Raw genomic sequence first — 23,489 nt, forward strand, 5'->3', positions numbered from 1 at the left:
TGTCAGGGTCTGTTACTTTCCGTAGCCTGCTGACTACTTCCCCTCATGCGGACATGCATCCAAAAGTGCGCATCACGGTCACACGGCTCGCAGGGTCTCGAACTTAGGCGGGTTGCTTGATCGCCCGTCGTAGGCCGTATGTGGCGGCGCCAACGGTCAGCACCGCTACTCCCGCGATCACTGAGGAAAGCGGCAAGGCGAAAGCGAGAATCAAACAGCCGGCCAAGCCGACGGCGGGTATCAGCCGCACGGGGCGGCCCTCGCCGGGTGCGAGGGTCCAGGCGCTGGCGTTGGCGATGGCGTAGTAGACCAGCACGCCGAAGGAGGAGAAGCCGATCGCGCCGCGCAGGTCAGCCGTACCGGCCAGGATCGCCACGATGACGCCGATGACCAGCTCGGCGCGGTGGGGGACCTTGAAGCGGGGGTGGACGGCGGCCAGCACGTGCGGCAGGTGCCGGTCGCGGGCCATGGCCAGCGTGGTGCGGGAGACGCCCAGGATCAGCGCCAGCAGCGAGCCGGTCGCGGCCACCGCCGCGCCCACGCTGACCAGCGGCGCCAGGGCGGGCAGCCCGGCGGCGCGCACGGCCTCGGCCAACGGAGCGGTCGCCCGGCCCAGACCTGTGCTGCCCAGCACGGTCAGCGCCGCCACCGCGACCGCTGCGTACACCACCAGGGTCAGGCCGAGCGCGAGCGGGATGGCCCGGGGAATCGTACGGGCCGGGTCGCGGACCTCCTCGCCCAGCGTGGCGATGCGGGCATACCCGGCGAAGGCAAAGAACAGCAGACCTGCCGCCTGCAGCGTCCCGGCGACAGTGGCACCAGGGGCCACATCCAAGCGTGTGGCGTCCGCGGCACCGGAGGTGAGGCAGACGATCGCGACCGCGGCCAGCACGGCCACCACCACGGCGACGATCGCCCTGGTCAGCCAGACCGTCTTGTGCATCCCGGCGTAGTTGACCGCGGTGAGCGCCACTACGGCGGTCACCGCGACAGCGTGCGCGTGCTCGGGCCAGAGGTAGGAGCCGACGGTCAGCGCCATCGCCGCACACAAGGCTGTCTTGCCGACCACGAATCCCCATCCGGCCAGGTAGCCCCAGAAGTCCCCTAGCCGCTCGCGCCCGTAGACGTAGGTGCCGCCGGAGGCGGGATAGCGCGCGGCCAGGCGAGCCGAGGAGGTCGCGTTGCAGTAGGCCACCACCGCGGCGAGCGCCAGCCCGAGCAGCAGCCCCGAACCGGCCGCGCGGGCCGCCGGCGCGAAGGCGGCGAAGACGCCGGCGCCGATCATCGAGCCGAGTCCGATGACGACCGCGTCGGCCAGGCCCAGGCGGCGCTCCAGTTGCCCCTGACCGGCGGGGGCGGGTGTGCCTGCCACGGCGACCTCCCATGGGAACGGATCCCGGTATCGGGTCACGAGACTGCTTGGCTGGGGGCGCGGCGTTGTGCACGCCGACGAACAGCATCCCGGACGCGGTGGACAGGGTCGCGCCTCGGATCTCGGTGCGTGCGGTGAGCCGGTCGGTGGCCGGCGGGCTCACCCATGGGGCATATGGCTTCGGGCCCGTTGTTCAGAGGCGTCGCTCAGGACGCGGGCCGATGGGCTGGCTGGAACAGTTCGATCAGGTTGCCGGCGGGGTCGGCGAGCAGGATCTGGCGCCCGCCGGGGCCGGAGACCACGTCGCTGTGGAACGACAGGCTCGCGTCGCGCAGCCGGGCGATCTCGGTGTCCAGGTCGTCGACGATCAGGTGGATGCGGTTGCGGCCCGCGCCTGCGGCCTGGTCGGGGGTGGCACGGGCACCGGAGCTGGTGGGCCCGGACAGCAACAGCCGCAGCGGCCCGCGTACCACGTCGGCGAAAGCGGGCGCCGCGCTGAAGTTAAGGGTGAAGCCGAGGTGAGTGGTGTAGAAGTCGATGGCCGCTTGGACGTCGTCGACGATGTAACGGACACTGGCGACCTGGCCGGCTGCTGTCATGGCTGGACCTCCCGGTGCGGGGTGGGCAAAAGGATGGGTTGCAGGTATCGGATGCGGCGGTCGATCTCCGCGGCTGTACGGTCGAAGGCGGGATAGCTGTCCCGGGCCGTGTTGTCGCCGTTGGCGGCGGCGGGGTCGGGGATGCTCCAGTGCAGGCGTTGCGGGTGGTCGTCGAAGTCGCGGCAGACCTCGCGGACCTTGTCGCACAGGCTGATCACATAGTCGAAGGGGCGGCCGGTCATCGTGTCCAGATGCCGTGGGCGCTGGTCGGCGATGTCGATGCCGTACTGCCGGCGCAGCACCCGCACGGCGTTGGGGTGCAGGTGCGTTTTGGGGTGACTGCCGGCGCTGGTCACCTCGGCGCGGTTGCCGACGCGGTGGCGCAGCAGGGCCTCGGCGATGGGTGAACGGGCGCTGTTACCGGTGCACATGAACAGCACAGAAGGCACCGCCGATGTTCCTGCCGCTTTCGCCGGCTCGGCGGGGAGCAGACGCAGCGCGGGATGCAGGGCGGCACCGGCGGCGGCCATTGCGTGCGCACATTGCTCCAGGTCCAGGTGGTAGTAGCTGTCGCGGCCGTCGAAGCTGCTGCGGCGGGCCTCGACCAGCCCGGCCGAGCGCAGGAGCCGCAGATGATAGGAGACCAGGTTCTGCGGCTGGCCGAGCAGGGTGACGAGTTCCCGCACGCGCAGATCGCTGCGCGCCAGTTCGCTCAGGAGCTGCCAGCGCACCTCATGGGCGGCCAACCGGACGAACGGCGGCGGAACAGCTTGACCGGGCACCATGCTCTGGATAATACATCAAACTGGTTTGATGGAATTTCGGTGGGTGCGCTGACATCACCGAGGACCGTTCATCGCAGGCCGCAGCGTCAGTTGGTGGCCTGTAGCAGCAGGGCCAGGTCCTCCGGATCACTTGGCCGATCGCCTCACGCCGGTCACGTCGGCGTACGGCGAGGACGAACGTGGCGACATGGTTAGCGGTGTGCGGCCAGGGCCACGGCTGGGAGATGATGTGCGCCCGTTCCAGGTGCCGCCAGCGCGCCGCATCGTCGGTGGTGGTGCGGGCGGCGCGCATCTCGAAGCGGTAGGCGGCGGGCATCGGGCGGGCATCGGGCGGCCGATCATAGGGAACCCTCTGAGATAGGCGAGCAGCAGCCGTCGGTGCAGGCGCCGGCCGCGATCGGCAGGAGTGTCCTGCCGGCCGGGGCGAGCGGTGCGGCGACCGGTTGCGGTGTCGGCTGCGGGGCTGTACGCGCGGCGCGGATCGCGGCGGCCATCTTGGGATACATCCGGCCGAAGACCGGCCGCCGTACGGTCGTCTTCACCATGGTCGTCACCAGGTGACGGGCAGGGCGGTGAGGCCGCCGGTGAGCACGTTCGGGTTGAAGATCAGCTCCTCCACCGCGCAGCCAAGCTTCAGGGTGGGGAAGCGGGTGACGAGCTGCGAGAAGACGACCTGCAGCTCGATGCGGGCCAGTGGCGCGCCGATACAGTAGCGGGCGCCGTGGCCGAAGGTCAGGTGCGACGCCGGCGGCCGGTCGAGATTGAAGCGGTCGGGGTTGGCGAAGACGGCGGCGTCGTGGTTGGCCGCGCCGGTGTCCAGCAGCACCAGGTCCCCGGCTCGGACGTGGGCTCCGGCGATCTCCAGGTCGGTGCGGGCGTAGCGGGGGATGCCGCTGCCACCCAGACCAGGCGCGCGCAGAATCTCTTCCACGGCAGCGTCGATCCGGGATGGGTCGTCCACGAGGGCCTGCCACTGGCCGGGGGTGGTCAGCAGCCACAGCGCACCGTTACCGATCACGGTGACCGTGGTCTCGTGCCCGGCGAACAGCAGAGTCATGCCCATCGCGGCGGCATCGTCGTCGCTGACGCCGTCGGTGGCGGCCAGCCGGGAGATCACATCGGCGTCCATTTCCCCTGCGGCGCGCTTGCGGGCCACCAATTGCTGCCCGTAGCTGAACAGTTCGGCCAGCCCCTGCTCGGAGCGGGCCCGGTCGGTGATGTCGGCGGCAGCCTGCGTCCAGGCGCGAAACTGCGCCCGGTCCTCGAACGGGACGCCGAGGAGTTCGCAGATGACCGCGATCGGCAGCGGCAGGGCGAGCGCGGCGTGCAGGTCGGCAGGTGGACCGGCGGCGGCCATCTCGTCCAGCAGGTTCGCCGTGAGCGTCTCGACCCGGCCGCGCAGCGCGCGCATGCGCTTGGGCGAGAAATGCGGCTGCAGCAGCGAGCGCATCCGCCGGTGGTCGGCCTGCTCGGTGTCGAAGTCGCCCAGCGGGCCGCCGAACAGTGCTGACTCACCAGTGCGGGAGGCGCGCTCGGGCTCGCGGTGGGCGCGGCCGAGCCGGTCGTCATCCAGCAGAGCGCGTACCTGCACATAGTCGGTCACCAGCCAGGCCGGGTCGCCGACGGCGGTGCGGATGGCGTGGATCGGGCCTTGGGCCTGCAGCCGGCGCAGCAGCGGCGCCGGCTGCATCGGGCCGGGCTGCTGGAACGGCAGCCGGACGGGTTCGGACACGACTCCCCCAAGAGGTAGACGCAGATTTGTATACTTCGATGTCTACAAAGCTACATGTATACTGCTGCTTCTACAAGTGGAGGTGGGATGAGCAACCCCGAAGCAGGCGGTACCGGCTCTGAGGCCGTCCCGACTTCACCGGTGCGGCGGCTGCGGCGCGCCGAGCGGCGTGAGCAGATCCTGGACGCTGCCACCCGCGCCTTCGCCCGCGCCGGCTACGCCGCCACCGGCCTTGACGACATCGCCGCCGAGGCCGAGCTGACCCGGGCGATGCTGTATCGGCACTTCGACTCCAAGGCCGACCTGTACCGAGCCGTGCTCGACCGGGCGTGCGTGCGGCTGGCCGAGGCCACCGGCACCGACGACTTCGACGAGCGCGCCCTCCCTGCCCTCGTGCGCGCTGCCGCGGCCGACCCCGACGGCTTCAGGCTGCTGTTCCGCTACGCGGCCCGCGAGCCCGACTTCCGTGAACTGATCGACTCCATGACCTCCGCTTCTCGTGAGGTCGCCCGCCGCAACCTGGCCAGGAAGATCCCTGCGGGCCCTTGGCTGGACTGGGCCGCGAACCTGATCCCCACCCTGACACTCGAGGCCGTCATCGCCTGGCTGGATGCCGGCCAGCCCGACCCCGACCAGGCCGCTCAGCGCATCGATCAGGCCGTACACGGTGTCATGGCCGCCGCCCAACCTTGAGCCGTCCGGCAGCGGGTCACCGCGTACGGCCATCATCGGCAGTGATCGGTTCCGATCAGGTCTCAGAACACGTGACTGGATTGGGCGGATCAGCGCTTGAAAGTCCGCAGCAGGGTCCTCTTTGCGGGCCAACGCTCCCACGCGGGGACGTCGGACAGCTGGAAAGCATCGAAGGGAGAGATTCGCTCGGCAAAGCGGTGGGGCGAGGCGATGGAAGAGCCGGATAACGGTGTTCTCAGATCGCGCCCAAGGTCATCAGTGCTGCATACCTGGGTCAGCACCGCCGGAGGTCCACTGATCGCCATCCCCCAGTCCGAGCTGAACACGTGGGCGGGTGTCAACGACAACGATGGTCCGGTCGAGACCTGGGGAGACTACGGCCGCGCCTGCGCCGTTGAGGGCTACATCGGTACCGTCACCGTTGGGGCGCGGCAAGCCCTTGTTCTCGGCGACGACCTGAGCCCCGGGCGTACTCCGCGTCTGTGCCGGTCGTAGGAGCCTTAGTGCGGCATTGCCCGAGCGTGCTGCCCAGAAAGGGCCGCCCATCGCTCAACATCACGTACCTGGCCACCTGGCGGCCATGCGGAATGCTCGCTCACCTGCACATCCCTCCAGCCGCCATCGTTCGCATGGGGCACGGGCAGTTTTGCTCCGCCGCGCTCAACGAGAACGAGGGCCGTCGCTATGAAGCCCTCCATGAGTGAGTGCAGGATGGGATGGTTCGAACGCTCGTAGCGCTCGATAAGCGCACTCACGAAGGCCGCGAAGGCGGGCAGGTCAACCTCACATTCGTCGCTCACCATAGGGCCGAGCCCCGTCGGCAATCCTGTCTCGGGGGCAAGCGCTTCCGCTGATCGCATGAACAGGCCGGCGACTCCGTTCGAGGGGTTCCAGAGGACTTGATCGCCAACCTGGAAGTACTGGCTCATGTTCTCCTCGCGTTCCACCGCGTCCGCCGTTCGGGCCGCGACGTTGGGCCCGAAGGTTAGCGTTTCCTACGCATCCCCGGGTATCGTCGCGGGTCCATCGCAGTAACCCGGACGAGCTGTCAGGACGGACTCGGTCATCCGAGCTCACCTTCTGCGGGAGGCAGGGCAGCACGCGGGCGATCTGGCAGGCTGGCAGGAGGAGGACGGCAGAAGCGGCGGGACGGAGACGAGCGCGTGGCCGGTTGGAGCGCGATGGCGGGGATGCACGACTTCGTCGTGCCCGACGAGGGGGCGGCGCAGGTGTTCGCCGAGCGGCTCGCGGCGTACGGGTTCCCCTGCGTTTTCGCCCGTCCGCACCCGGACGGCGGCTGGCTGGTGATGGCGCTCGACGAGGGGCCCTACCCGGTCGACACCGTGGGTCACCGGCAGATCGAGGCGGTGAGCCGGGAAGCTGCGGCGATCGCGCGGATGCATGGCGGTCGGCCCAGTGGCGGCAGCCGGTTCGACGTCAGCAGGATGGCCGAGTATCGCAGCTGGACCGCCCCGATCGAGGTGAAGGGGACGAAGGCGCGTCCGCCGGTCCCGGAGGTCACCGTCGTTCCGGCGCCACCGCTGGCACCACTGGCGCTCACACCGGACTTCGCCACCCCGGGGATCGTGGAGCTGGCCGGTCTCGACGACGTGCCGTGGGGCGACCTGGAGCATGCGCACGGCTCCGCCGACGACGTCCCCGGCCTGCTGCGCGAGCTGGCGGACGGGACGGGGGAGTGGGACGAGGTCCTCGACGAGTTGTTCGGCGACGACCTGCTGCACCAGGGCGACTGCTATGAGGCCACCGCCCCCGCGCTGCCGTTCCTCACCGAGCTGATCGTCGCCGACACGGTGCCCGCGCGTCAGCGCCGGGACCTCTATCTGTGGCTGATGGTCGCCGGTGGCCGCCGCAACGACAACCTGGTCGCGTTCGCCGACCTCGCGCTGGACGAGGGGGAGCCACTCCTGTCGGGTGCATGGACCGAGGAGGTGTTCCGGACCGTCGGCGACCAGGTTCCGGTGCTGCTGGACCGGTGGGACGCCGAGCCGCCGGGAATCCGTTTCGTGCTCGCGGTCCTTGCCGCGCAGCATCCCGGGCACGGTGTGCGGGCCGCCGACCGGATCGCTGCGTTGGCCGCCGAGTTCGACGGGACGCGGCAGGGTGCGTACCTGCGGCTCGCCGTGGAACTCGTGCACGGCCGCGACGCGCAGGCGCTGGCTCTCGCCTCCGAGATCATCGACTGGGCGGATCACCTGGAACCGAAGTGGCTGGAGGCCCCGGGCGTGCCCGACGGCATCAAGGCGGCGCACGTGCTGGCCGAGGGCGCGCTCCGCACGATCGAATAGCGGCATCGCTCCTGGTCACCAGCATGTACGGCCTGGCCACGTGATGCTCGAATGTGATGGGTGGCGGCCCATTGTGGGCGCTGTGCCGCCGGGTGGTGTTGTAGACATTGGCGATCCGGGTGGCGATCTTCATGCGAGCCTCGGCTTTGGTAACGACACACCGGTGTCGGACTCTCTCGGAGGCCGTTCTTTCGCGAACACCGGCGTACTGCTCCCACGCGCTCCCTCAAGGCACATTAGTGTTGCCGCGTCGCCACCATGACGCCATCTGTCACTGAGCGGAGCCATCCGGATACTTAGGGATCGGTCGCGATCCACGCCGTTCGATCCGGGAGGTACACCTGTGACCCGCTCTCTGCACGAGTCCAACGTCGCTGCCCTGTTCGCACTGCTTGACAGCACTGGCGACGGGCAGATCGCTGCCGATGACTTCAAGCGCATCGCGGACAGGGTATGCGCCGCGGTGGCCCCTGACCCGGGCTCGCGTCAGCATCAGGCCATTCAGCAGTTGTGCGCGGACTGGTGGGAACACATCCGCGAGGACGCCGACCTCGATGGCGATGCCGCGGTGAGCGAGGCGGAGTTCGCCCAGGCGGTGGACCACTTGGTCGCGAGCCATCCGCAGTTCCAGCAGATGACCAGCGCGTTGTCGTGCGCCGCCTTCGATGCCGCCGACACCGACGAAGACGGGTTCATCTCAGCGCCGGAACTCGATCACTTCTTCAGCGGGATGGGTATCCCCCACGAGGTGGCCGAGGGTGCTTTCGCCCAACTGGACACCGACGGCGACGGCAGGATCTCCCGCCAGGAGTACGCCGAAGGCGTTTGGGTGCTGCTCACAAGTGAAGACCCCGTTGCCCCTGGATCGGCGATCCTGGGGCAGACGGGTGCGGGCTGAGCTCTCCCGCTGCGGGTTGCGGCCTGTCAGTAAGGTTGGCTGCCACGATCCATAACCGGTCGAGCTCGTACGGCGCGTACCCGAAAAGATCGCCTAGCCGTACGCCACGGTCCCGTTCTGGCGGGACCTTCGGCTCGGCCTACGCACGTTCGGACCTTGCAGGCCCGTCACCAGCGGAAACGCGGTGACGGGCCGCTCGCTTTGTGTCCGGCCGTCCACGGCCGCCGCCGGCACAGGATCGCCCCCACAGGCGTACGTTCCGGCCATAACGCGTGTAGGTGGGGTCACCTCCACGAGGTGGGGCATGCTCGCCACTTAACCGAATTCGTGGAATTTTCCGGCATGTACCTGACTATGATCACAACAATTTCGGCTCCACGAGAATGAGGTGTGCATGAAGCGAGCGAGGGTGCGCAGCGCCGGTGTGGTGGCGCTGGCCCTGGTCAGCGTGGTGGGGGTCGGCTCCACTGCGCAGGCCGAGGTGGACCCGGCGGTGAGCTCCTGCGAGCTGGCCTTCTGCCTGTACGAGCACGACAAGTTCAAGGGCGCAGAAGAGGAGTTCATGTTCGAGGGCTGGGGCCTGTGCTACAACGCACTCAAAGTGAACAACAAGGCGAGCTCCATGCGGAACAACAGCGCCGCCAGGGTGCAGTTCTACAACTCCGCCAACTGCTCCGGCGCGTACGGCTACGCGGCGAAGCCGTCCTCCTCGGACGGCGACCTGACGAACAACGGGTTCGACAACAAGACCAGCTCCATCAGGTACGTCAGGCCGTAAGGCCCTGAACCGCCCGCAGGACACTGAGTTCGGTACCCGGCCCCGCGGCCGATCGGAGGAATCAGCGTGTCTGTTCGGCTGCGGGGAGCGGTCGGGGTGCTCCTGACCGCGGCGACAGCCGCCTGTTCGACGGCGGCGGCGACGGAGCCGCGGATTCCGGTGCCGACGCCGGGGGTGGAGGCGCGCGAGCTCTCGATCCCCTTCGACCGGTACAACTTCTCCCCGTCGGACATCGGCATCCTTGAGGGCGCCGAAGAGCTCCTCATCCGCGACTGCATGCGGCGGCGGGGCATGGCGTGGGAGGTGCTGCCGCAGAGCGCGGCGGAGGACGTGGAGCCGGCCAACCGCCGCCGCTACGGTGTCGTCGAACCGGAGATCGCTCGCCTCTTCGGCTATCACAACCCGCCGGACCGCCCGACCGTGGCCCGGCGCGCCGCCGCACGTGCCGGCCGGATGCGAAGCCTGTCGGCGAAGGAACGGCAGGCGGCGTACGGCGAGAAGGACGGCTGCCTGAAACAGGCGCGGGACCACCTGGAGCAGGGCACCCCGCAGGTCGACGAGGCCCTGTTCAACAGGCTCATCTCGGAGACCTTCGAGCGCTCTCAGGGGGATCCGGAGGTCGTCCAGGTTTTCCGGGCCTGGAGCACGTGCATGCGGGAGCAGGGCCGGCAGTACGCCGACCCGCTCGCCGCCATCACCGACCGGCAGTGGATGAAGGGCGGCCCCGCCTCCCAGGAGGAGATCCGCGCGGCGCAGGCGGACGTGGGGTGCAAGGCGCGGACCGACCTCGTCTCCATCTGGTCCGCCGTGGAGAAACGCATCCAGGACGATGCCGTCGCGGCTCACCCCGCCGAGTTCCATGCGCTTCAGGAGACCAAGGGTCGGCAGCTCGCGGCCGCCCGCGCCGTCCTCGCCCGCGGCTGACCGGCACCTCGTGCCTGCCCTTGGGCCGCGCAGGCCGGCGAGGCGGCTGGGACGGTCGCCGTCACAGTCCCCGCGGCTCGGAATGCCTCACGCTGATCACGCATGGCCGACCTGAGCAATGGCCAGGCTGCTGACGAGTGGTAGCCACCGTCCCCCGCCCGACAAACCTTGCGGCGACCTACCAGAACTTGTAGGTATGCCCGAGAATGTCCGCTATGGGTTCCGCGTTGATCTTGGCCAGTCTGCCGTTCGCCATCGGCATCGTCATGCTCGGCCTGGGTCTCAGCCTGACGCTGGACGACTTCCGGCGGGTGGGCCAGTATCCGAAGGCGGCCGTGGTCGCGCTGCTGTGCCAGATCGCGCTGCTGCCGGCGATCTGCTTCGGCGTGGTGCTCGCCTTCCGGCTTCCGCCGGAGCTGGCGGTCGGGTTGCTGCTGGTCGCGGCGTCGCCCGGTGGCCCCGCGGCCAACCTGTTCAGCCACCTGTTCGGTGGGAACGTCGCGCTGAATGTCACGCTCACCGCGATCAACTCGGTGCTGGCGGTGGTCGTCCTGCCGATCGTGGTGAACCTCTCGGCCGGGTACTTCTTGCCCGATGGGGCCGCCCTCGGGCTGCAGTTCGACAAGATACTGCAGGTCTTCGTGATGGTGGTCGTACCGGTCGCGATCGGGATGCTCGTGCGCGCATGGGCGCCGGAGGCGGCGCGGCGGCTCAACCTCCCCGTCCGGGCGCTGTCGGTCGTGGTCCTGGTCGGGGTCATCTACGCCGTTCTGTACGCGGAGCGGGAGAACCTCGTCGGCTATTTCGTCTCGGTCGGGCTCGCCGCGTTGGTCTTCAACATCGTGAGCCTGCTGATCGGCTACGGCGTGCCGCGCCTGGCCGGCGTCGACCACCGTGCGGCCACCGCGGCCGGGTTCGAGATCGGCATCCACAACACCGGGCTCGCCATCACGATCGCGCTGAGCCCGACGCTGTTGAACAGTGCCGAGATCGCCATCCCGGGCGCGGTGTACGGCATTGTCATGTTCTTCACGGCGACCGGATTCGGCTGGTTGATCAGGAGTCGAGCTCGATCGAGCTCGATGGCATCCACAGATCCAACGTGACGGTGTGGCCTGAGCGCGGTCAAAGCTCGGTGAGGAACTTCTCGGCGCGCCGGGCGAAGAGGTGGGACCCGCGTTCGTCGGACCGGTCGCGGGCCGTTTCGGCAGCGGCTCGTACGACTTCGGCCGGTTCGCCGCGGGCGCGGAGCAGGCGCGCCCGCAGCAGCAGGACCAGTCCTTCGGCGTAGCGCTGGCCGTAGGCCTCGAGGGCCTGGTCCGCTCGGTCGAGGGCGATGCCCGCCTCGTCCGGCATCCCGGCGGCCAGCCACATCTCGGCGATCAGCGCGTGGTGGTACGCGACGCCCCACCGGGGCGGGTCGACCAGCGTCCCGGCCAGGAGCTGGTCGGCCTCGGCCGCGATACCGGCCGGGTCATCGCCTGTGAGGGCACGGGCCCAGTACCAGTTCAGGCGTACGTAGTGCTCCTGCTGGACGGCGGCGCGGCCAGCGCCCACGGCCATCCACCGCTCGATCGTGCGTATCACCCAGGCCGCGTCACCGGCCATCGAAGCAATGATCGTGGTGTAGTAGGCCCAGGTCGCGACCGCATACGAGTCGTCGGGGCCGTTCCACTTGTCGATCATGGTCTCCGCCGTCCCGGCGTCACCGTGCAGTGCCGTTATGACGGCCTGCCAGCCGGGCCACTCACCCGAGACGTCACGCCGGATCGGGGTCTCGCTGTGCGCGGAGACAACCCCGTCGAGAAGGGCGGGGTTGTTCTCGCTGAAGCACCGGTATGCCTCGCCGATGTTGCCGATGTCCCACTGGTGCAGGCCCCAGGCTTGCCGGCCGTACACGCGGACGACCGGATCGGAGGACGCCTCCCCTTGCTCGTACAGCCGGCGGACCAGACGAACGCGGTCCCACTCCAGGAAGGTGTAGGCCCCGAACAGGCGAGCGAAGAGGAGGCCGGCGGCCTCCACCTCCCGGCCGAGCGTGCGGGCCAGGTGTTCCGCACGCTCCAGCAGATCGAACGTCGTGCCGCCGAACCCGGCTTGCCGGCGCGGGGCGATGGCGAGCAGCGAGAGGGCGGAGAGCTCGAGTTCCGGGAGCCCGGCGTTCCGCGCGATCTGGGCGGCCGCTTGCAGGTGCCGGTCGGCGGCGGCGAACGCGAGCTTGGTCGTCGCGCGACGACCGGCGCGCTTCAGCGCCTCCACGGTACGAACCGGGTCGGCGAGGGGACCGGCGGCGGACAGGTGGAAGGCGAGACGTTCGGTGATGGACTCGTCGTCCGCCTGGCTCTCTTCGAGCGCGTCCGCGACTCGCAGGTGCAGCCGGATGGTCCGCAGCTGCTCCGTTGTCTCCATGATCGATTCGCGGACCAGGTCGTGCGCGAAGCGCCACGAGAACGGGTCCTCCGGCCCCGTTTCGAGCAGGCCCAGCGCGCGCAGCGGTTCGAGGCGTTCGAGGCAGTCTGCGAAGTCGACACCGGCGGCGCGGGCGAGCAGGCCGAGGTCGACCTCGCGGCCGATCAGCGCGGCGACCCGCAGCAGGTCGCGAGCGCTCTCGTCGAGGCCCGCCATCCGATCGCGGACGACGTCTCGCACGGTGGACGGCACCCCGGCCCGGGCCGATGCGTCACCGTCGCCGAGCGCGCCGCGGTCGCTGAGGAGCCTCGACAGTTCGCGGACGAAGAAAGGATTGCCGGCGGTGCGAACGTGGATGTTGCGGGCGATGTCCGTACCGGGTTCGTGGCCGGTCTCGCGGCGGATGAGTTCGGCCACGTCGGTCAGGCTGAGCGGGCCGAGCTGGATCCTGCGGTGGTTGGGCAGCCGGCTGGCGGCGGCCAGTACCCGCGAAAGGTCGGGGCCGGGGGTGGGCGCGCGGTCGCGAAGGGCGCCGACGATCGCGGTGCCGGCGGGCAACCGGCCCGCCAGGTGGTTGAACAACTGGAGCGAGGTGGCATCGATCCATTGAAGATCGTCCATGACCAGCAGCATCGGTCGTTCTGCCGAGGCCTGGCCGATAAAGGTGACGACCTGCTCGAACAGGCGGAACTGGGCGCGGCCGCCGGAAACCGGCGGCGCGGCGTCATCGTCCCGAGATTCGAGGAGGCGACCGAGTTCGCTGGCCAGCCACTTCTCGCGCGCCAACGCGGGCAGGCTGTCGAGGACAACGGTGAGCGCCTGCTCCCATGGCCACATCGAGGGTGTTCCGTCGCCTTCCAAACAGGAAGCCCAGACGACGAGCGCGCCACGCCGGTCCGCGGCGGCGGTGGCCTCTTCCAGCAGGCGCGTCTTGCCCGCGCCCGGTTCGCCTTCGACGATGGCGAGCCCGGTGCGGCCGGTGAGCGCCGCCTCGATGGTCTGCCGCAGCACGCCGAGTTCCTCGCCGCGGCCGACCAGGCTCGCCGGTGCGCGATCACTCTCACTTTCCGTGCTCGTCACCGCCGGCGACGTCGGGGTTTGTGTCAGCACTCGCAGGTGCGCGGCCTGCAGCGCCGGGCCGGGGTCGATGCCGAGCTCCTCGGCGAGGCGGTTACGGACCGCGTGGAACGCTGACAGCGCCTCCGCCTGCCGTCCGGCGGCGCCGAGGGTGGTGATGAGGCCGGCATGTACGGGTTCGTGGAACGGCGCCATCGACGCGGCCAGCTGCAGTGACGGGATCACCCGCTCCGGCCGGCGTAACGACACGGCCAGTTCGGCCGCCGCCGCGCAGGCGGCGTAGAACTCGTCGTCCAGGGTGGCCAGGATCGACATCGCGGCCGATCCGTAGGACAACCCGTCACCCGCGGGGCCACGCCAGAGGCCGAGCGCTCTGACGTAGTGGTCGAGCGCCACTTCGCGAGCCTGCTGGGCGAGGGCGGTCTGGGCGGCTTCGAGGAGTTCCCGGAACGTGACGAGGTCCAGCGTGCCGGGGCCGGCGCTGAACGCGTACGTGTTGCCGCGGCGGTGCAGGTACGTACCTGCTGCCCGGGCGGGGACCGCGGGTTCGAGCACCCGCCGCAATGCCCCGATGTACTTCTGGATGAGGTTGAGCGCGCTGACGGGAGCGTCATCGGCCCAGAGCAGGTCGATCAATTCCCTCGTGCTGACCGGATGGCCCACGCGCGCCAGGAGCAGGGCCAACAGCTGCGCCTGCTGCCGGGGGCCGACGTCCAGTTCGGCGCCATCGCGCCACAGCCGCAGCGGACCGAGGACCTGCAGGCGCAGCAAACCGGCACCGGTCGGCGGATCTTCGCCGTCGGGCCGAACGGGATGGGCGGGCCCAGTCACGTCGACTCCCGGATGGACATGACAGATTGGTCCGCTTGCGACCCGCTTCGGGACGCAGCGTGCACCGAGTATATGGGCCCAGGATTGGTCGTAGAAGGGATCCACCTGCCAGGCAGGATCGTCTCAGGCGCTCGTCCAGTTTGGCGGGCGTGCCGGACATCACGGCCGCGGTCACCTGGATACCGCAACCTCCGTCCTGCTCAGTTGCGGCGACGCCGAGGACTTGACCGCGAGTCTGGCGCCACCTTCGGCCGTCTCACCGGCGTCAGCCAAGCGGGTGAGCAGGTGAATGGGGTGTGCCAAATCGGATTCGAGCTTTCTGGCGCCGGCCTGTGCCCACTGACCGCCCGCCCCGGGTGGCGGACCGGTTCAGCCATCCCCACTTCTCCAACTGCTCGGCTCAGTGCGCGGTATTCGATTGGGGCGGTGAGTAGACGCTCCAGGCGTGAAAGGCCAGCCCGATGCCCCAGAAGACTATCGACCACACAGGCCAGAAGTGGTTTCCCGAGTCGTAGAGAGACCAGACCACGACCTGGACCACATTGGACAGCACATAAAAGAGCAGGTGAATCCGCAGACCCCACTTCCGGGCGGTCTCGCTCTTCTTTGTATTCATGCCTGCAGGCTAGATCGACGTACTTCCCAAAGACTGAATTACCGGGCTCAGCGATCGTCAACTACCGGGATCTATTCTGACCCGCAATTGAGGTGCAAAGTGCATACGTTGAAAGGACCACACTATGACGACGACCCGCCGAGCGGTGCTGGCCGGATCCGCCGCGGTCGCGGCCGGTACCCTGCTGGGAACGTCCGAGGCGCAGGCGCAGCCCCGGCCGGAAGCCAAGCCCAAACCCACCGTGGTGCTCGTGCACGGCGCGTTCGCCGATTCCTCCGGCTGGAACGACGTCAGCGCCAGGCTCATCCGCGAGAACTATCCGGTGATCGCCCCGGCGAACCCACTGCGCAGCGTGGCCGCCGACTCCGCCTACCTGGCCTCCATCCTCGCCACCCTCAGCGGCCCGATCGTCCTCGCCGCGCACTCCTATGGCGGGATCGTCATCACGAACGCCGCGACCGGTAACGCGAACGTGAAAGCGCTGGTCTACGTGGCCGCGTTCGCCCCCGACCAGGGTGAGTCGCTGCTGGACCTGCAGACGAAGTATCCGGGAAGCAAGCTCAATGAGGCGGCGCTGGACTTCCGTCCCTACGGTGAGAACCTCGTCGACGGATACATCAAGAAGGAGTTCTTCCACGACGTCTTCGCCGGGGACGTGCCGAGGGCGACCACCGACCTGATGCAGGCCGGCCAGCGGCCCGCTGACGCGCGCACGCTCGGGGAGCCGTCCGGCGCTCCGGCGTGGAAGACCATTCCCTCCTATTACCTCGCCGCTCGGAACGATCAGGTGCTCCCCGTCGCGGCCCAGCGGTTCATGGCGCGGCGGGCCAGAGCACAGGTCCACGAGGTCGGCGCCTCGCACGTCGCGATGATCTCGCAGCCTGCCGTGACTGCCGACCTCATCAAACGCGCCGCGCGCTGACGCCGGATCAGGGCCGTACCGATATCGCCTGACGGCCCGGCGGGCGGCGCCCGCCGCCCGCCCCCGACGCTCCTGGTGCTGATCGGCGTGCCCAGCGGCAACTTGCCGATACTGCTGCCCTGCCTCTTCGGCGCCGGGCGACCATGATGTTCGTGATTCCCAGGGTCCGGCTGACCTACAAGCTCGACCTTTCCGGCAGCCCCGGCTACGACGCCCAGCACATCGCGCGACGGCGGCATCATCGTCGCACTGATGGTCATGCCCACCGAGGCGGGCTGTTCCGGCGCGCCATCGGGCAGAGCCTGCACGTTCTGCCGGCCACGATCGCGTCATTCGCGGGCCCGGCGAACCTTTGTGGGTACCCATGAATTTCGCCAACCGTCCGTGTCACCAGGCGGACACCCTCTGCGATCACCGACGACAGGCCGAGCGGCTAGGACCCGTAGAGGTCCGTCTCGCTCAGGACCGGGCTGCTGTCATCGGAGCGTCCCAAGCGGGCCGCGGAACCGAACATGGGTCCACGAGCGCGCTTGATCCCAGCGAACCGTCCAAAACCGATCGGCTTGGGCACGTCGTCGTAGACGGCCTCCATGCCACCCTTGACCGAGTACGTCTCATGCCAGAAACCGGTGCCGCCCGAGTCCCGCAGGAAGTCCAACCACCACTCCCGATGCGGCTCGGACCGGGCAAAGGCGAGCAGCGACGGCAGGTCCCGCCAGTACTGACGCATCCCCATGTTCATCGGGAAGAACGAGTAGTAAACGGGCTCGTGCAGTAAGAGCCCGTCCGGCTTACCCGCGACCGACTCACTGATCTTCCGGCCGAAGCTGAAGAAGGTCCGGATCCCGTACAGATGATTCACCCGCATGCCGAGGTACAGGACGATGAGGTCTGGATAGGCGGACAGATCGACGGTCTGCCGATTCACGCGAGTTGGCATCCAACGCTCCTTTTGGCTCGGGTTACGCATGGGCTGGTCATGTGCCGGCGTGGGCGGGTCGTCGCTTTGATGGAGGCCACGGCGAGCGTAGAAGCGCCTCTTCAGCGCCGGTGCCCAACAGTTCGCGGGTGGCCGAACCCTTCGGGGATCAACGCGCCGAAGACCCGCCTGCCCTGAACACCGCCGCGGATGAGGGATCCGGCCGGCAGTGTTCGGCGGGTGGTCGTCATCGTTGTGGCCCCTCCACGCTTGAGTTCGATCCTCAGCAGCCTCAACGTACGAAAGCGAACTTGACTAGCACTGAACGAAACCCGAGAGGAGTGAACGGCGACTTCCCTGTCGGCTGGTGTCCGGGCGTAGACCGCGTGTCACAGGGGTCACGTCGTCGGCCATCAGCCGTGGCTTGTGCCCCAGGCACATTTGATTTTGAATTTGTCGAGCCACGCGCCCCGAACGTTCGTTGTCACCTCGCGTTAGGTTGTGCCGGCTTCCGCGGGCTAGGCGCCGGTGATCAGGCGTCGTTCCAGGTCGATGATCGGCTCGATGCTCTGCAGGTCATAATTGCTCAGAATGACGGCCGTCCAGTCCATGTCAAGGTAGATGGACCAGCTCGTCGATATGCCGCCCGCACCGCCTCCGTGGGTGATGATGCGCTGGTTGTTGTAGGTGGCGGCCACAGGCCCGTACGCCTGGAAGGTCTCCCCGCGGAGGGAGTTGCCGGAGGTGTCCGGCTTCAGCGGCTTGGCGGAGATCTTTCCGTTCACGTACAACTCGGTGTAGGGCCGGGCGGTGAGCTTGCCGCCTTGCAGCGCGATCGCGAAGCGTACAAGGTCCGGGGCGGTGGCGAAGCCGTTGCCGCCGCCTGTTCCCATCCATCCCCGGGCGGAGTTGCTGCCTTGGCCGGCGTCGCCGTAGACGGAGCCCTTGTCGAGGTTGCGGACGGCGTCGACGCGCGTGCCGTCCTTTTGATACATGTACGGGTGAGCGATGCGCTTGTCGGTCAGCCACTGGCGGCGGTCGTAGTAGGCGGAGTCGTCCATGCCGGCCGGGAGGAAGATGTTCTGGCGGACGTAGTCCTGGAACGACTTGCCGGAGACCTTCGCCACGAGTTCGCCGAGCAGGGTGTAGCCCATGCTGCTGTAGGCCTTCTTCGTCCCCGGGGCGAACTCCAGCTCGAAGGTCTTCAGATTCGTCCAGAAGCTTGCCATCTGCTGCTCGTAGCTGTTGTGGATCTGCTCCGGTGGCGGCTGCTCGCCCGGGCGCCGGGCGTCGCCCAGGCCACTGGTGTGGGTGAGGAGGTGGTGCACGGTGATGCGTTCGGCCATCTCCGCCGGCAGGCCGTCCAGATGCTTGCTCACCAGGTCGTAGAACTTGAGCTTGCCCTGCTGGACGAGCTGCACGACAGCCAGCCCGGTGAACGGCTTGGAGGACGAGGCCAGAGCGTAGATGGTGTCGACCTTGTTCGGGATCTTGCTTTCCTTGTCCGCCCAGCCATAGGCGCGGGCCAGGACTTGGCGGCCGCGGTGCGCGAGCATCACGGTGCCGGAAAACTGATCCTTGTCCGCCAGTTCTTTGATGTGCTGGTCGAAGGCGCCTCCAGGACGCAGGTCCTTGGGAATGCGGCCAGAGCCTGAGGATCGGTCGGCATTCGCCTCGGCGGTTCCTTGCGAGGCCAGCAGACCACCGGCCGCCAGCGGGACCGCGCCCAGGAACCCGAGGGCGGAGCGGCGCGAAGGGCCGTGGTCAGACGAGGAGGGATGCGACAACGCCATGGAAATCCTTTCACGAGGAAAGATCTGCGAGGGGGATGCAAGCACGCAGTTTGTTTCTTCGGCGTTTCTGTGGCCTCCTTTGACTGGCTGAGCCGTCATCGTCCCGAACCCTCGAATTTCCTCTCATAGGGTCGTTGTAGTAGCCGGGAAGATCGGAAGGATGCGGGCTCTGACCTGCCGTTTTGATAATTCAGGCGGAGTCGGGTCTCGGCCCGCCCCGCCGTCCGCTTGCCTACGGGCATCTGTATGGCGAGGCCAACCGGCGGACTTTGCGGACCACCATGCTGTTCAGCTATCTGGGCGTGCCCGGTGGACGGAGGGTCCCAGCGGATGACCTTGCGAGACTGTAGGTTCATCCACTTCCTCGTACAAAAGCGGGGGAAATCTCCATGGCCTGTCCGTGTGCCGGCTGGTTGGCTGTCGGTATGCGAGTTTTCGTGCCCGCCACCGAAGGGCGGGCGGTAAAGGTCAGGACCGGTCAGCGCGTACGGGTCACTGACCTAAAGGGAGGTCAGGTCGGCGACGTGTTCGCGTTCGCCGCGGACGACGTGAACGAGCACCTCAGCGCGTCACACACCCGAGCCGCCACCAGCCGCCTGTTCCCGGCGATCGGCGAGCAGTTCGTCACCGACCGGCGCAGGCCCATCCTCACCCTGGTGGAGGACACCTCGCCCGGGCGGCATGACATGCTCATCGCCGCCTGCGACCCGGCCCGCTACCGTGCTCTGGGCGTGTCGGGGTTCCACGCGTCCTGCGCGGACAACCTGGCCACGAGCATGGCTGGACTCGGTCTCGCCGTCCCGGTCACTCCGCAGCCGGTCAACGTGTTCATGAGGATCCCCGTGGCGGACGACGGCCGGCTGAGCTGGCTGAGCTCGATCAGCCGCCCGAACGACGCGATCACGTTGGAGGCGGCGATGGACTGCGTGTTCGTGGTCTCGGCCTGCCCGCAGGACCTGGTCGGAATCAATGGGCACAAGCCGACACCGTTGGCGATCGATCTCCTCAACGGTCAGGACGACACAAGCGACGTCAAGGAATGAGCGAACGATGAACGACATCCAGCATCCCGCCCTGCGACCGGACCGCATCGGCGAGCTCCACCTCGCCAACCGGCTGGCCGTCTCGCCCATGACCAGGGTGTCCGCCGCCGCCGACGGAACGCCGACGGCCGAGATGGCGGACTACTACGCGGCTTTCGCCCGCGGTGGTTTCTCCCTCGTCCTGACCGAGGGAACTTATACCGATACGCGCTACAGCCAGAGCTACGCCAACCAGCCCGGCATCGTCACCGACGGTCACGAGGCCGCCTGGCGGGACGTCGTCAGCCACGTGCACGACGCCGGAGCGCCGGTGATCCTTCAGCTCATGCACGCGGGCGCGCTGTCGCAGGGCAACCGCTACCGCGACGACACGGCGGCGCCGTCGGCCGTCCTGCCGCGCGGGCAGAAGATGCCGGAATACGGCGGGTACGGTCCTTGGCCGACGCCCCGCGCGATGAGCCAGGACGACATCGACCAGGTGGTGCACGGCTTCGTGACGTCGGCCGTCCGCGCCCGGCGAGCGGGTTTCGACGGGGTCGAGGTGCACGGCGCCAACGGCTACCTCGTGGACCAGTTCCTGACCGACTACACCAACCAGCGCGGCGATCGCTATGGTGGCACGGTCGCCAATCGGGTACGACTCGCGGCAGAGATCGTCTCCGCCATCCGCGCTGAGGTCGGTCCGCGTTTCTGCGTGGGGATCCGCTTGTCGCAGGGCAAGGTCAACGACTTCACCCACAGATGGGCGGGCGGCTCCAGGGAGGCGGAGATCATCTTCGCCGCGCTCGCCGAAGCGGGGGCGAGCTACCTGCACATCGCCAGTGAAGGACGGGACTGGGTGGAGACCGCGACCCTGGACGGGCAGGTGACGATCACGGGCCTGGCCCGGAAGGTGACCGGGCTGCCCGTACTGGCCAATGGCGGCATGCACGATCTCGCCCGGGCCGCCATGGTGCTGCAGGACGGTCACGCGGACGTACTGACCCTCGGCCGGGGAGCGCTCGCCAACCCGGACTTCCCGCGGCGCCTGGCCCAAGGGCTGCCCATGGCGGACTTCGACCGCCAGATGCTCCAGCCCATGGCGACGCTGAGCAACGCCCGCCTGTGGCGACCGGCGGCCGGAGTGCCGGCTTGAGCGCGTCCGGGCGAGTCGAGCCGGCGGGCGAGATCCGCGGCGGCTGGCGTGGCCGGTCCGCCGCGGTCGTGGCGCTCACCTTCGACGTGGACGCGGAGACCCCTGTGCTCGCGCAGGGCCGCGGCTTCGCCGACCACGCGAGCACGATGTCCCACCAGGCATACGGTCCCGAGGTCGGCCTGCCCCGTATCCTCGATCTTCTGGACGAGCTGGGCGTCCCCGCCACGTTCTTCGTGCCCGGCTGGGTTGCCGAGCACCGCCCCGCACTGGCCCCGTCGATCGTCGAGCGGGGCCACGAGGTGGCGCACCACTCCTACAGCCACCGGCCGCCCACGTCGATGACCGCCGAGGAGGAACGCGCGGACTTCGAACGCGCGCTGGCGGTCTTCGACAGCCAGGGCATCGAGATCCGGGGACACCGAGCGGCGCTGTGGGAAGCGTCCTGGCGGACGGCCGACCTGGTCGCGGAGTACGGTCTGCGCTACGACTCCTCTCTCATGGGGGACGACAAGCCGTACAAAGTGGCCACGCCCGCCGGCGAGATCGTCGAGCTGCCCGTCCACTGGTCGCTCGACGACTGGGAGCAGTACGCGTTCCTGCCCGCACCTCATGTGGGCTCCGTCATCGAGTCTCCGGTGAAGGTGCTGGAGCTGTGGCGGGCCGAGCTCGACGGGATGCGCCACTACGGCGGCCTGTTCAACCTGTGCGTTCACCCGTTCCTGTCCGGCCGGCCCGGCCGTGCGCTGGCGTTGCGGCAGTTCCTGGAGTACGCGCAGAGCTGCGCGGACGTGTCCTTCGCCCGCTGCCGTGACGTCGCCGAGCGTTCGGCCGCGGACGCCGGCCTGACCGTGCGCCGGCCCCGGCCCCCGGTGGTGGATCCGGACGTCTACCCGGACTGAGCCCAGTCCATCGCCTCGACGGTCAGCGCCAGGAACAGATCGACCCGGTCCTCCGTACGCCCCACGTCCCTGCCGGTGAGCTCGGCGATCTTGGCCAGCCGGTTGCGCAGGGTGTTGACGTGGATGTGCAACGCTCCGGCCGTCGCCGCCCATTGCCCGTCATGATCGAGGAACGTACGCAGCGTCAGCTCGAGCTCGCCGCTCCGCCGCGCGTCATGGTCCTTCATCGGGCCGAGGATCTTGCCGGCGAACTCGTTCAAGGTCTCGGCGTCGAGCAGCCCGAGGAGCAGCCGGTGCGTGCCCAGCTCGGCGAAGGCCCGCACGGACGGACCCGTGCGGGTGCGCCGCAGCACGCGGCACGCCTCCCTGGACTGCAGGAGCTGAGGGCGCAGCTCGGCCGCGTGGGCCGCGAGTCCTCCCAGGCCGACGACCGGGCGCAGCCCAGGGAAGCGCCGCTCGATGCTCCGTACCAGGCGCTGGGCGAGCGACGGCAGCTCGTGCTCAGGATGACGCCATGGCAGGACGGCGACGACGTCCTGCGTGCCGCCGGCCACGACTGCCGGCACTCCCTCGACGGCGTAGAACTCCACGATCACCTCCGCGAGCCCGTGCATCGTCGCGGCCTCGCCGTCCGCGAACGCCACGGCGCACACGGCCAGCGGACCGCTCGGATCCACGCCGAACGCGCGGAGCCGGCCAGGAACCTCCGTCGCCCGCCAGCCTCCCGAGAGGACCATCTCCAGGAGCTCGCTGGCGAAGCGCATCTCGATCGCCTGGACCGCCTGCTGTTTCGCCACCTCCAGGCTGAGGAACCGAGCCGTCTGCTCCAGCGCCTGCCGCTCGGGCGTGGTGAGCTCACGCAAAGGGCGCAGGCAGATGAGAGCCGCGTCGATGTCGCCGACGGCACCCACCGGAAACAGCGCTGCTTGTCCCAAATCTCCCAGATCCACCTCCAGCGCCGGAGGTTTCTTGGCCAATGCCGTGGCCACGGCATGCAGCTGGTCGCTGTCCAGGCTCGCGCCGGCCACCGCGAGGGAACGCGCCATCCTGTCGACCACCGCCAGGGGCAGATCATGCTCACGGCGCAGGACATCGAGCACGCCGGAGGCACCGGCACCCCGGGAGATCGCCGTGGCCAGGGCGTCTCCCCGCCGCACCATACCGACCAGCGACTGCTTGCGTTCGTCGGTCAGCATGTCGGCCATGGCCTGCGAGACCGCCGTGAACGGCACCGCGACGGAGATCTCCAGCAGCGGCAACTCCGCTTCGCGACAGGCTTCGACCAGCGCGTCGGGAGTCTCCGGCATCTCCGCGCGCAAGCCGAACACGATGCCACTGGCCTTGGCCTTCTTGACGTTCGTCACGAACTGCGCAGGAGGCACCCGTTCGAGCCACAACCCGTTGGTCAGCACGATCTCCCCTTCGCGTACGTAGTGCGAAGGGTCGGGCAGCTCGGTGTTGTGCACCCATGCGACGGGCGCGTCCAATGCGCCCGGTCGGCCCGGCACCAGCACACGGAGTTCGAGCGAGGCGCGATCCAGCAGGGATTGGAGCGTGAACACGCTGTAACTATATACAGCGATTGATTCAATCTATAGAAGATTATCCACTCATCAATGGACGGTCTCGCCTGCTTGTTCCGCTCTGAGCGGCCCTCCCGCAGGGGTTGCCGCGCCGCTGCACAGATCCCCCCTCACGATCGCCATGTCGTGGCCACCGATGCATGCCGCATTCCTCACCGTCCAATAGAGGAGCTGA

23 protein-coding genes are annotated in these 23,489 nt (G+C 68.7%); 12 read left to right on the forward strand and 11 right to left on the reverse strand.

Features of this window, described 5'->3' with window-relative positions; translation table 11 throughout:
* Positions 1–103: 103 nt before the first annotated feature.
* From AB0J87_RS53630 to AB0J87_RS53645, 4 genes are all read right to left on the reverse strand, one after another.
* Positions 104–1,372 (reverse strand): APC family permease, encoded by a 1,269-nt coding sequence (locus tag AB0J87_RS53630; protein ID WP_363981357.1) that lies wholly within the window; start codon positions 1,370–1,372, stop codon positions 104–106.
* Positions 1,373–1,578: 206 nt separating this feature from the next.
* A complete protein-coding gene (locus AB0J87_RS53635) occupies positions 1,579–1,971 on the reverse strand; it encodes a VOC family protein (RefSeq protein WP_363981360.1) in 393 nt (130 codons plus the stop codon).
* The gene (locus AB0J87_RS53640; protein WP_363981362.1) at positions 1,968–2,756 is read right to left on the reverse strand and encodes a metalloregulator ArsR/SmtB family transcription factor; all 789 of its coding nucleotides are present in this window, start codon (positions 2,754–2,756) and stop codon (positions 1,968–1,970) included. The genes AB0J87_RS53635 and AB0J87_RS53640 overlap by 4 nt, the downstream gene beginning before the upstream one ends.
* Entirely contained in the window at positions 2,704–3,072 is a 369-nt protein-coding gene (locus AB0J87_RS53645) for a DUF3703 domain-containing protein (RefSeq protein WP_363981365.1), read from the reverse strand. Before AB0J87_RS53645 ends, AB0J87_RS53640 begins: the two co-directional genes overlap by 53 nt.
* Before the next feature lie 62 nt (positions 3,073–3,134).
* Here AB0J87_RS53645 and AB0J87_RS53650 point away from each other — a divergent pair, with 62 nt between their 5' ends.
* Positions 3,135–3,317 carry a hypothetical protein gene (locus AB0J87_RS53650; RefSeq protein ID WP_363981368.1) on the forward strand — a complete coding sequence of 61 codons (183 nt, stop codon included), beginning with the start codon at positions 3,135–3,137 and terminating at the stop codon, positions 3,315–3,317.
* On the opposite strand, the gene AB0J87_RS53655 is transcribed toward AB0J87_RS53650, so the two are convergent.
* Positions 3,307–4,488 (reverse strand): cytochrome P450, encoded by a 1,182-nt coding sequence (locus AB0J87_RS53655; protein WP_363981371.1) that lies wholly within the window; start codon positions 4,486–4,488, stop codon positions 3,307–3,309. The two genes, AB0J87_RS53650 and AB0J87_RS53655, sit on opposite strands and share 11 nt — an antisense overlap.
* Before the next feature lie 87 nt (positions 4,489–4,575).
* Here AB0J87_RS53655 and AB0J87_RS53660 point away from each other — a divergent pair, with 87 nt between their 5' ends.
* Positions 4,576–5,181: a helix-turn-helix domain-containing protein gene (locus tag AB0J87_RS53660; RefSeq protein ID WP_363981374.1), complete on the forward strand. Its 606-nt coding sequence runs from the start codon at positions 4,576–4,578 to the stop codon at positions 5,179–5,181.
* A 210-nt stretch (positions 5,182–5,391) separates the two neighbouring features.
* Complete coding sequence (locus tag AB0J87_RS53665) at positions 5,392–5,676, forward strand: Imm21 family immunity protein (protein ID WP_363981377.1); 285 nt, start codon at positions 5,392–5,394, stop codon at positions 5,674–5,676.
* Positions 5,677–5,681: 5 nt separating this feature from the next.
* Here the strand turns inward: AB0J87_RS53665 and AB0J87_RS53670 are convergent, their stop codons facing one another.
* Complete coding sequence (locus AB0J87_RS53670) at positions 5,682–6,110, reverse strand: DUF6086 family protein (RefSeq protein WP_363981380.1); 429 nt, start codon at positions 6,108–6,110, stop codon at positions 5,682–5,684.
* A gap of 234 nt (positions 6,111–6,344) precedes the next feature.
* On the opposite strand from AB0J87_RS53670, the gene AB0J87_RS53675 reads away from it, so the two are divergent.
* The 5 genes from AB0J87_RS53675 (at position 6,345) to AB0J87_RS53695 (ending at position 11,193) form a co-directional block, all read left to right on the forward strand.
* Positions 6,345–7,487, forward strand: coding sequence for a hypothetical protein (locus AB0J87_RS53675; protein ID WP_363981383.1), 1,143 nt, complete (start codon positions 6,345–6,347; stop codon positions 7,485–7,487).
* A 343-nt stretch (positions 7,488–7,830) separates the two neighbouring features.
* Positions 7,831–8,385: an EF-hand domain-containing protein gene (locus AB0J87_RS53680; protein ID WP_363981386.1), complete on the forward strand. Its 555-nt coding sequence runs from the start codon at positions 7,831–7,833 to the stop codon at positions 8,383–8,385.
* A 394-nt stretch (positions 8,386–8,779) separates the two neighbouring features.
* Positions 8,780–9,163: a peptidase inhibitor family I36 protein gene (locus tag AB0J87_RS53685; RefSeq protein WP_363981389.1), complete on the forward strand. Its 384-nt coding sequence runs from the start codon at positions 8,780–8,782 to the stop codon at positions 9,161–9,163.
* A gap of 66 nt (positions 9,164–9,229) precedes the next feature.
* Positions 9,230–10,087, forward strand: a complete 858-nt coding sequence (locus AB0J87_RS53690) for a hypothetical protein (protein ID WP_363981392.1) — start codon at positions 9,230–9,232, stop codon at positions 10,085–10,087.
* A gap of 215 nt (positions 10,088–10,302) precedes the next feature.
* Positions 10,303–11,193, forward strand: coding sequence for a bile acid:sodium symporter family protein (locus tag AB0J87_RS53695; protein WP_363981395.1), 891 nt, complete (start codon positions 10,303–10,305; stop codon positions 11,191–11,193).
* Between the two features lie 19 nt (positions 11,194–11,212).
* On the opposite strand, the gene AB0J87_RS53700 is transcribed toward AB0J87_RS53695, so the two are convergent.
* Both AB0J87_RS53700 and AB0J87_RS53705 read right to left on the reverse strand, forming a co-directional pair.
* Entirely contained in the window at positions 11,213–14,404 is a 3,192-nt protein-coding gene (locus tag AB0J87_RS53700) for a BTAD domain-containing putative transcriptional regulator (protein WP_363981398.1), read from the reverse strand.
* A 400-nt stretch (positions 14,405–14,804) separates the two neighbouring features.
* Complete coding sequence (locus AB0J87_RS53705; RefSeq protein WP_363981401.1) at positions 14,805–15,020, reverse strand: 2TM domain-containing protein; 216 nt, start codon at positions 15,018–15,020, stop codon at positions 14,805–14,807.
* 124 nt (positions 15,021–15,144) lie between these two features.
* Here AB0J87_RS53705 and AB0J87_RS53710 point away from each other — a divergent pair, with 124 nt between their 5' ends.
* Entirely contained in the window at positions 15,145–15,942 is a 798-nt protein-coding gene (locus tag AB0J87_RS53710) for an alpha/beta hydrolase (RefSeq protein WP_363981404.1), read from the forward strand.
* 433 nt (positions 15,943–16,375) lie between these two features.
* Here the strand turns inward: AB0J87_RS53710 and AB0J87_RS53715 are convergent, their stop codons facing one another.
* Together AB0J87_RS53715 and AB0J87_RS53720 are read right to left on the reverse strand one after the other, a co-directional pair.
* Positions 16,376–16,912 carry a DUF4188 domain-containing protein gene (locus tag AB0J87_RS53715; RefSeq protein WP_363981407.1) on the reverse strand — a complete coding sequence of 179 codons (537 nt, stop codon included), beginning with the start codon at positions 16,910–16,912 and terminating at the stop codon, positions 16,376–16,378.
* Between the two features lie 467 nt (positions 16,913–17,379).
* Positions 17,380–18,753, reverse strand: a complete 1,374-nt coding sequence (locus tag AB0J87_RS53720) for a serine hydrolase domain-containing protein (protein ID WP_363981409.1) — start codon at positions 18,751–18,753, stop codon at positions 17,380–17,382.
* A gap of 326 nt (positions 18,754–19,079) precedes the next feature.
* Here AB0J87_RS53720 and AB0J87_RS53725 point away from each other — a divergent pair, with 326 nt between their 5' ends.
* Genes AB0J87_RS53725 through AB0J87_RS53735 form a run of 3 tightly spaced genes read left to right on the forward strand, consistent with a single transcriptional unit; the run spans position 19,080 to position 21,731 of the window.
* Complete coding sequence (locus AB0J87_RS53725) at positions 19,080–19,697, forward strand: urea carboxylase-associated family protein (RefSeq protein ID WP_363981412.1); 618 nt, start codon at positions 19,080–19,082, stop codon at positions 19,695–19,697.
* A gap of 7 nt (positions 19,698–19,704) precedes the next feature.
* Positions 19,705–20,832 carry an NADH:flavin oxidoreductase gene (locus AB0J87_RS53730; RefSeq protein WP_363981415.1) on the forward strand — a complete coding sequence of 376 codons (1,128 nt, stop codon included), beginning with the start codon at positions 19,705–19,707 and terminating at the stop codon, positions 20,830–20,832.
* Positions 20,829–21,731 (forward strand): polysaccharide deacetylase, encoded by a 903-nt coding sequence (locus tag AB0J87_RS53735; RefSeq protein ID WP_363981418.1) that lies wholly within the window; start codon positions 20,829–20,831, stop codon positions 21,729–21,731. The genes AB0J87_RS53730 and AB0J87_RS53735 overlap by 4 nt, the downstream gene beginning before the upstream one ends.
* Here the strand turns inward: AB0J87_RS53735 and AB0J87_RS53740 are convergent.
* Positions 21,719–23,293 (reverse strand): PucR family transcriptional regulator ligand-binding domain-containing protein, encoded by a 1,575-nt coding sequence (locus AB0J87_RS53740; protein WP_363981421.1) that lies wholly within the window; start codon positions 23,291–23,293, stop codon positions 21,719–21,721. The two genes, AB0J87_RS53735 and AB0J87_RS53740, sit on opposite strands and share 13 nt — an antisense overlap.
* Between the last annotated feature and the right edge of the window lie 196 nt (positions 23,294–23,489).

Source organism: Nonomuraea sp. NPDC049625 (assembly GCF_040675285.1).
GTDB classification, from domain to species: Bacteria; Actinomycetota; Actinomycetes; order Streptosporangiales; family Streptosporangiaceae; genus Nonomuraea; species Nonomuraea angiospora_A.